We start from the raw sequence: 7,643 nt of genomic DNA, 5'->3' as shown, positions 1-7,643 counted from the left end.
GTCTGTCTACCTAAATGGATAGACTTTTCTTTGTGTCTGAATGGCCTCAATTGAAAGTGATCGCAAGGAAGTCCCTTACGAATTTCCATAGCCTTTTTGGCTATGGAAACCATTCATCCAACCGGCTCAGAAGAATTTGTAACGATGAGATAAAAAGGTGAAGTCTGTCTACCTAAATGGATAGACTTTTCTTTGTGTCTGAATGGCCTCAATTGAAAGTGATCGCAAGGAAGTCCCTTACGAATTTCCATAGCCTTTTTGGCTATGGAAACCATTCATCCAACCGGCTCAGAAGAATTTGTAACGATGAGATAAAAAGGTGAAGTCTGTCTAGCCAAATAGATAGACTTTTCTTTGTGTTCAAATAACAACCTATATATTTTGTGTGTAACTGTATATTGTCTAAATAAAAAAGACCTTTAGGCCTTTCTTTCGTTTAATAAGTAGTTTCTTACTTCTGAGATAAAGTAAAGGGATCCTGTAACAACAAATAGGTCATCAGGATTTGCTGATTCAGCTTGTGCTAGCCAGTCTCTATAGTCGGCCGCACGTTTGAAGTCTTGGGGATAGTCATCCAAGGGCAGTGCTTCAAAAAAGTCAAAGCTGGTTACCGTTATGTCATACTCTTTCAGTTCTCCTAGTAAGTTTGCTAAAGGTTTTCGTCTAAGTCCTGCAAAGAGGATATGGATTTTACGATTGGCAAAGTTATCTTTTAGTACCTGTTTTAAGCTAGCAATTCCTTGAGGGTTATGGGCACCGTCTAGATAAATATTGTTTCCTATCCACTCACTACGACCAGGCCAGTGTGTGTCACAAATACCATCTTGAATGCTCTTATTAGTAATCTTAGGAAATGCTGGAGTCAAGAGATGGGCAGCAGTGACAGCTAACCCAGCATTGTTTTCTTGATGTCGTCCTAGCATTGGTAGCTTAAGATCTGGACTTTCCCAATGGTCATAAGAAACTTGGATCGTTTGGTTGTCTTTCGGAAGCAGCTGAATTTCCCTATCAATGACGGCTAAAGGAGCTTGTAGGTCATGTGATTTTTGGTTGAAGAAATGTTCAACTTCTGCAGAGACACGACCAAGTAAGATAGGTGTGTTTTCTCGCATGACGCCTGCTTTATGATTGGAGATGTCCAAAAGGCTATTGCCCAAGGTTTCAGTGTGATCAAAGCCAATTGAAGTACAGATGACAAGCTCTGGCGAAAGGACATTGGTCGAATCAAGGCGTCCACCAATACCTGCTTCAATGATAGCCATATCAACCTGTTTAAGGTCGAAGTAGAGGAACATGAGTAAGGTGACCAACTCGAATTCCGTAGGTCGGTCAAAAGCAGTGTGCTCTTCTAAATCATCAAGAAGAACCTGAGCTTTCTCGACAAGGCTAATCAAATCCTTATCAGGGATTTCTGTGCCGTTTATACTAATACGTTCGTTGAAACGAGTAATATAAGGTGAGGTAAAGGTCCCGACCTGATAGCCTGACTTTGTTAGGATATTTTGTAGGTAGCTTGTTGTTGATCCCTTACCGTTGGTACCGACAATATGTACCGTTGGAAAGTGAATCTGAGGATTTCCGGCTTGTTTCAAAAGCCAACGCATACGTTCGAGTTGAGGGCGACGGCCATTGCCCTTGAAAGAATGGATAAAATTTAGAGTTTCTGTATAGTTCATAGGATTATAGAAAAAAGGCAGGGTTTCCTAGCCTTTTACATGTCTTAGTTAGAAGCGGCGTCACCAGTTGTTGCGCCACCAGTAGTCGCATTGCCAGATGTTGTGTCTGCAGTAGCTGCTGATGAAGAGGTAGTCGTATTGCCACCCGTTGTTGTGTCTGCAGATGACGAATAGGTGTTAGTTCCTGCTTGGCTACTTGTTTGTGTTTCTGAATCAGTCGCATTGCCATAACTAGATGAAGCGGCGCTTGATTCTTGAGTCTTATTATTGCCTTCTTTGATGACTACAGTTGATTGATTGGCTGATGAATCAGAAGTGTCCTTATTTTTAGAGGCTGTGAAATTCATGATGGTGATTGAAGCCACGATGATTGACAAAATTGTCCCGACGGCAGTAAGGACTTTTTGGAAGGCAGTGAAGCCTTTTGTAACGTGTTCAGTTACCTTTGGGGCAGATTTTTTTTCTTCTTTTGATGAATGATTACGGCGTGAGTAATTTTCAGACATGATGCTCTCCTTAAAAATATTTCGTACTTTCTATTATATGATTTTCTCGCAAAAATTGCTAAAAAAATTATGCTATAATAAATAGTAAATAAAAATCGAGGAAAAATCATGATTTATTTTGATAATTCAGCCACTACGGTGCCTTATCCAGAGGCACTTAGAACCTATCAAGAAGTGGCTACTAAAATTTTTGGGAACCCATCCAGCCTGCACCAATTAGGAACATCTGCGACACGTATTTTGGAGGCTTCTCGTAAGCAAGTTGCGGACCTCATTGGAAAATCAGCCGATGAGATTTTCTTTACGTCTGGAGGAACCGAAGGCGACAACTGGGTCATTAAAGGAGTTGCTTTTGAAAAAGAGCCTTACGGCAAACACATTATTGTTTCTGATATTGAACATCCTGCGGTGAAAGAGTCTGCCAAATGGCTTTCAGAGCATGGTTTCGAAGTGTCCTATGCACCAGTTAATGAGCAAGGATTTGTGGATGTTGAAGCTCTTGCTGGATTATTACGCCCCGACACGATCTTGGTTTCGGTCATGGCCGTTAATAACGAAATCGGATCAATCCAACCTATTCAAGCTATCTCGGATATATTGGCTGATGAGCCGACGATATCTTTCCATGTGGATGCTGTTCAGGCTATTGGGAAGATTCCTGTATCAGCTTATTTAACAGACCGTGTTGACTTTGCAACTTTTTCTGGTCACAAGTTCCATGCTGTTCGAGGTGTCGGTTTTGTCTACAAAAAGGCAGGGAAAAAGATTACGCCACTCCTAACAGGTGGTGGTCAAGAAAAAGACTTTCGTTCAACGACTGAGAATGTTGCTGGCATTGCGAGTATGGCTAAGGCCTTGCGCTTAGTTACTGACAAAGAGGCGTTTTCTCTTCCGAAAATTGCCAAGATGAAAAAAATTATCTTTGACGAATTGGCTAAGTATGAGGACATTACTATTTTCTCAGGTGAGGGTGAAGACTTTGCGCCCAATATTTTGACCTTTGGAATCAAGGGTGTTCGTGGTGAAGTTATTGTCCATGCTTTTGAAGAGCATCAAATCTATATTTCAACGACATCTGCATGTTCATCTAAGGCGGGAAAACCAGCAGGGACTCTCATTTCTATGGGTGTTCCGACTAAATTAGCTCAAACGGCTGTACGTATCAGTCTTGATGATGACAATGATATGGGACAGGTAGAACAGTTTCTCACAATTTTCAAGCAGGTCTACGCCAAGACACAAAAAGTGAGATAGTAAGATTTAAGCAATTAAACAATAAAACTAAATTCAAATTTAAAAGGAAAAGGAATGACACTAACATATTCAGAAATTATGGTTCGCTATGGTGAATTGTCTACCAAGGGCAAAAACCGTATGCGCTTTATCAATAAACTTAGAAATAACATCAAGGATGTTCTATCCATCTATCCAGATGTTAAAGTGACTTTTGACCGAGACCGTGGTCACATCTACCTCAACGGTACAGACTATGAGCCAGTAGCAGAGTCTTTGAAGCAAATTTTTGGTATTCAAGCCTTTAGTCCTGTTTACAAGTTTGAAAAAGATGTCGAGGTCTTGAAAAAGGCTGTTCAAGACATTATGACTGGGCTCTATCGTGATGGTCTTACCTTTAAAGTGACTGCTAAACGTAGTGACCATGATTTTGTTCTCGATAGTCGTGAGCTCAATCTTACTTTAGGAAATGCAGTTTTTGATGTATTGCCTGACATTAAGGCTCAGATGAAGGGCCCAGATGTCAACCTTAAGGTAGAAATTCGTGCCGAGGCGGCTTATATTTCTCATGAGGAGATTAAAGGAGCTGGTGGCTTGCCTGTAGGGACTGCGGGTAAAGGAATGCTCATGCTTTCAGGTGGGATTGACTCACCAGTGGCAGGCTATCTTGCCCTTAAACGTGGTGTAGATATCGAAGCTGTCCACTTTGCAAGCCCTCCTTATACCAGTCCTGGTGCACTGAAAAAGGCTCAAGATTTGACCCGTAAGTTGACCAAGTTTGGTGGTAATATCCAGTTCATCGAAGTACCATTTACTGAAATCCAAGAGGAAATCAAAGAAAAAGCGCCTGAGGCTTATTTGATGACCTTGACGCGTCGTTTTATGATGCGTATTACTGACCGCATTCGAGAAGAACGTCGAGGTCTTGTGATTATCAATGGTGAGAGTCTTGGTCAGGTTGCTAGTCAGACTATGGAGTCTATGCAGGCGATTAATGCTGTTACATGTACGCCAGTGATTCGTCCAGTTGTCACTATGGACAAGTTGGAAATCATTGATTTGGCACAAAGAATTGATACCTTTGACATTTCCATCCAACCTTTTGAGGATTGCTGTACTATCTTTGCACCTGACCGTCCAAAGACTAATCCAAAAATCAAAAACGTTGAACAATATGAACGTCGTATGGATGTTGAAGCCTTGGTTGAACGTGCGGTTGCGGGAATCATGGTGACTGAAATCACACCTATTGAAGAAGCGCAAGACGAGGTGGATACACTTATTGAAGACTTGCTCTAGTCTAGGAGGATATATACTAACATAGTAGTATTTAGGTGCTACTAGAGTTAGGTATGTCCAAAAAGAAATGTCGATGTTGAGCTTTTACCCAGAAAGGAAAATACATGACTGTTTATAACATCAATTTAGGAATCGGTTGGGCATCAAGTGGTGTTGAGTACGCCCAGGCCTATCGTTCTACAATTTTCAAAAACACAGGTATTAAGGCCAAATTTGTCTTTATGGATATGTTCCTGCAGGACAATCTTTCAGATTTGACCCGTAACATGGGGTTTGAAGATGAAGACGTCATCTGGCTATACAGCTATTTTACAGACCTGAAAATTGCTCCAACGACCTATACTGTCAAGGATTTGGAAAAGGAAATCCCTTATGATATCACGCGTCGTGAGATTAATGGCAAGGTGGTTAAGCTCTTTTGTGCCAAGGAAGATATTTTCTACGCCGCTTATTTGCGTAAAGAGGGTGAAGATATCGTTCACCGTGTGGAAAAAGTATCGCGTGGTTGCTTAATTCGTAAAGACTTTTACTCTTACACTAAGATGTTCACGGAGTACTACACCCCTGTAGATAACAAGGCCCACCTCTATCAACGTCGTTTCTTCAATGAGGATGGTAGTGTTGCTTATGATGAAATTGTTGATGGTAAGGATAGTGTCTTCCGTTTCCCAGATAAGATTTTGTCATCTAAACATGAATTTATCGCCTACTTCATGTCGCAACTTGGTCTAACTGACCAGGATATCGTTATCTTGGACCGTGCCACTGGTACGGGACAGGCTGTTTTCCGTAATACCAAACCTGCTAAGCTTGGGGTTGTGGTCCATGCAGAGCACTTTAGTGAAAATGCTGTGACAGACAAGACTATTCTTTGGAATAACTTCTATGAGTACCAATTCAGCAATGCAGATAAGGTTGATTTCTTCATCACAGCGACAGAACGTCAACGCAGCATTATGCTAGATCAGTTCAACAAATACACACCATTTACACCTAATATCGTAACGATTCCTGTGGGAAGTTTGGATAAACTGAGAGAGCCTGAGGGAGAGCGTAAACCATTCTCAATCATCACAGCTTCACGTTTGGCCAATGAAAAACACGTAGACTGGTTGGCCAAGGCTGTTGTTAAGGCTAAAGAAAGTCTGCCACAAGTGAACTTTGATATCTTTGGTACAGGTGCTGAAGAAGCTAAGCTTAAGGCAATTATTGAGGAAAATCACGCTCAGGATTACATCCATCTTAAGGGTCACCAAGATTTAACAGAAGTCTACAAGGATTACGAACTTTACCTATCAGGTTCTAAGAGTGAAGGTTTTGGCTTGACACTTCTAGAAGCTGTTGGATCGGGCCTTGGTATGATTGGTTTTGATGTCCGTTATGGGAACCAAACTTTTATCAAGGATAATGAAAATGGTTACTTAATCCCTCGATTTGAAAAAGATGACGAGCTTGCTATTGTGGCTGCCTTGGCAGAGAAAATTGTAGCTTTCTTCAATCGTTCAGATTTAAATCATGTTCATCAAGTCTCTTATGATATCGCCAAAGGCTTTTTGACAGAGGAAATCGAGCAGAAGTGGCTTAACTTAGTAAAGGAGATGACTAATCATGATTAATTTATTTGAGAACTATAGTCAAGGTAGTTGGGATCTCCATTACTCGCTGATTGTCGCTGGCTATGTAAATACAACAGTTTGTCTTTCAGATGATGGCTTTCTGCCTAGTGACGTGACCTCACCTTACCTTTATTTCACTGGTTTTGACAAGGTTCAAGGTTCTGCACTTTACTTTAATCAGGTTCCTGTGCCTGACTACTGGGAAATTTTAGGAACAAATAGCAACGCGGAAATCTTCCGTTTTGATAAGAAACGTGGTCATATTCACTATGCGCACCCTGCTCATCAGCGTCTAGTTAAAGCTGTGGATTGGTATGATGAGTCAGGTCGCCTGCGTGTGACTGATCGCTACAATAATAAGGGGTATCGTTTCTCACAAACAACTTACAATGTTAAGCAAGAAGCGACCATTACTAGTTATTTCACTCCAGACAACAAGGAAGTTATCGTCATTAACCATTTGACCAAAGACGTTATCTTGAATTGGAAAGACAAGGTCTACATTTTCAAAAACAAATCGGAGTTTGTAGTCTTTTATCTTAAAGAAGCTGGCTATGATTTGCGACGTATCCTTTATAACTCCTTGTCAACGCCTTTCTTGACAGCTATGAATCTTCCGAATTCTGGTCAAGATGTCCTCTTCTGGCAAGAGCCTATCACTGATTCAGTCCCTGGGAATATGCGCCTCCTTCTTGATAGCAATCACCGTCAAACTAAGATTGTAGTGCAAGAATACACGGCATATACGAATCTTCTAAAGTTGGTTAGTCCAGAGCAGGCTTCTCGCGTGGCCTTTCTCGGATTCATGTATCCATTTGCTCGTCAGAATAATTTCCAAAATCAAGCACTGATCTTGACCAACTCAGATCAGATTGAACACTTGGAAAACATTGTTAGTGAAGTGCCTACCATGCACTACCATATTGGTGCAATCACTGAAATGTCAAGTCGTTTGATGGATTTAGCTAAATATAGTAATGTTAGCCTTTATCCGAATATTACAACAGAACAGGTTAAACGTCTCTATCAAGAGGCTGATTTCTATTTAGATATTAATCACCAAAATGAAATCCTGTCAGCGACACGTGCTGCCTTTGAAAATAACCTGCTTATCCTGGCTTTCACGAACACAAGCCATGGTCCAGATTATACTGCACCAAGCAATATTTTCTCAGCTATGAATGCTGGGCAATTTAAACAAACCCTTAAAGAAGCCTTGGGCAACCGTGACTTCCTTAGTCACTTGCTTGATCGTCAACGTGAGCATGCTCATGTGGCGACACCAGAAGATTATAAGAAGGTTATTGGTTAGG

Annotated in this window: 6 protein-coding genes; 4 read left to right on the top strand and 2 right to left on the bottom strand. The window is 41.1% G+C overall.

Annotation, left to right across the window (positions count from 1 at the left end; translation table 11 throughout):
• Positions 1–419: 419 nt before the first annotated feature.
• Positions 420–1,676, bottom strand: coding sequence for a bifunctional folylpolyglutamate synthase/dihydrofolate synthase (locus H7U04_RS01635; protein ID WP_201059255.1), 1,257 nt, complete (start codon positions 1,674–1,676; stop codon positions 420–422).
• Between the two features lie 44 nt (positions 1,677–1,720).
• Positions 1,721–2,182, bottom strand: coding sequence for a DUF6556 family protein (locus H7U04_RS01630; protein ID WP_002890074.1), 462 nt, complete (start codon positions 2,180–2,182; stop codon positions 1,721–1,723).
• Positions 2,183–2,290: 108 nt separating this feature from the next.
• On the opposite strand from H7U04_RS01630, the gene H7U04_RS01625 reads away from it, so the two are divergent.
• From H7U04_RS01625 to gtfB, 4 genes are all read left to right on the top strand, one after another.
• Entirely contained in the window at positions 2,291–3,436 is a 1,146-nt protein-coding gene (locus H7U04_RS01625) for a cysteine desulfurase family protein (protein WP_073689966.1), read from the top strand.
• A 54-nt stretch (positions 3,437–3,490) separates the two neighbouring features.
• Complete coding sequence (thiI, locus tag H7U04_RS01620) at positions 3,491–4,714, top strand: tRNA uracil 4-sulfurtransferase ThiI (protein WP_073685651.1); 1,224 nt, start codon at positions 3,491–3,493, stop codon at positions 4,712–4,714.
• A gap of 104 nt (positions 4,715–4,818) precedes the next feature.
• Positions 4,819–6,330, top strand: coding sequence for an accessory Sec system glycosyltransferase GtfA (gene gtfA, locus H7U04_RS01615; RefSeq protein ID WP_201059253.1), 1,512 nt, complete (start codon positions 4,819–4,821; stop codon positions 6,328–6,330).
• Complete coding sequence (gtfB, locus tag H7U04_RS01610) at positions 6,323–7,642, top strand: accessory Sec system glycosylation chaperone GtfB (protein WP_002890082.1); 1,320 nt, start codon at positions 6,323–6,325, stop codon at positions 7,640–7,642. Before gtfA ends, gtfB begins: the two co-directional genes overlap by 8 nt.
• Position 7,643 lies beyond the last annotated feature (1 nt).

The sequence above is a fragment of the Streptococcus sp. 22.1 genome (assembly GCF_016648645.1).
In the GTDB taxonomy this organism is placed as follows: domain Bacteria; phylum Bacillota; class Bacilli; order Lactobacillales; family Streptococcaceae; genus Streptococcus.
The sequence above is the reverse complement of the archived record's forward strand: the minus strand, read 5'-3'. Positions and strand labels throughout refer to the sequence as shown.

Coding starts and splice junctions, on each gene's coding strand:
- H7U04_RS01635 (WP_201059255.1), bottom strand. CDS start 1,676: ATGAACTATACAGAAACTCTAAATTTTATCCATTCTTTCAAGGGCAAT.
- H7U04_RS01630 (WP_002890074.1), bottom strand. CDS start 2,182: ATGTCTGAAAATTACTCACGCCGTAATCATTCATCAAAAGAAGAAAAA.
- H7U04_RS01625 (WP_073689966.1), top strand. CDS start 2,291: ATGATTTATTTTGATAATTCAGCCACTACGGTGCCTTATCCAGAGGCA.
- thiI (WP_073685651.1), top strand. CDS start 3,491: ATGACACTAACATATTCAGAAATTATGGTTCGCTATGGTGAATTGTCT.
- gtfA (WP_201059253.1), top strand. CDS start 4,819: ATGACTGTTTATAACATCAATTTAGGAATCGGTTGGGCATCAAGTGGT.
- gtfB (WP_002890082.1), top strand. CDS start 6,323: ATGATTAATTTATTTGAGAACTATAGTCAAGGTAGTTGGGATCTCCAT.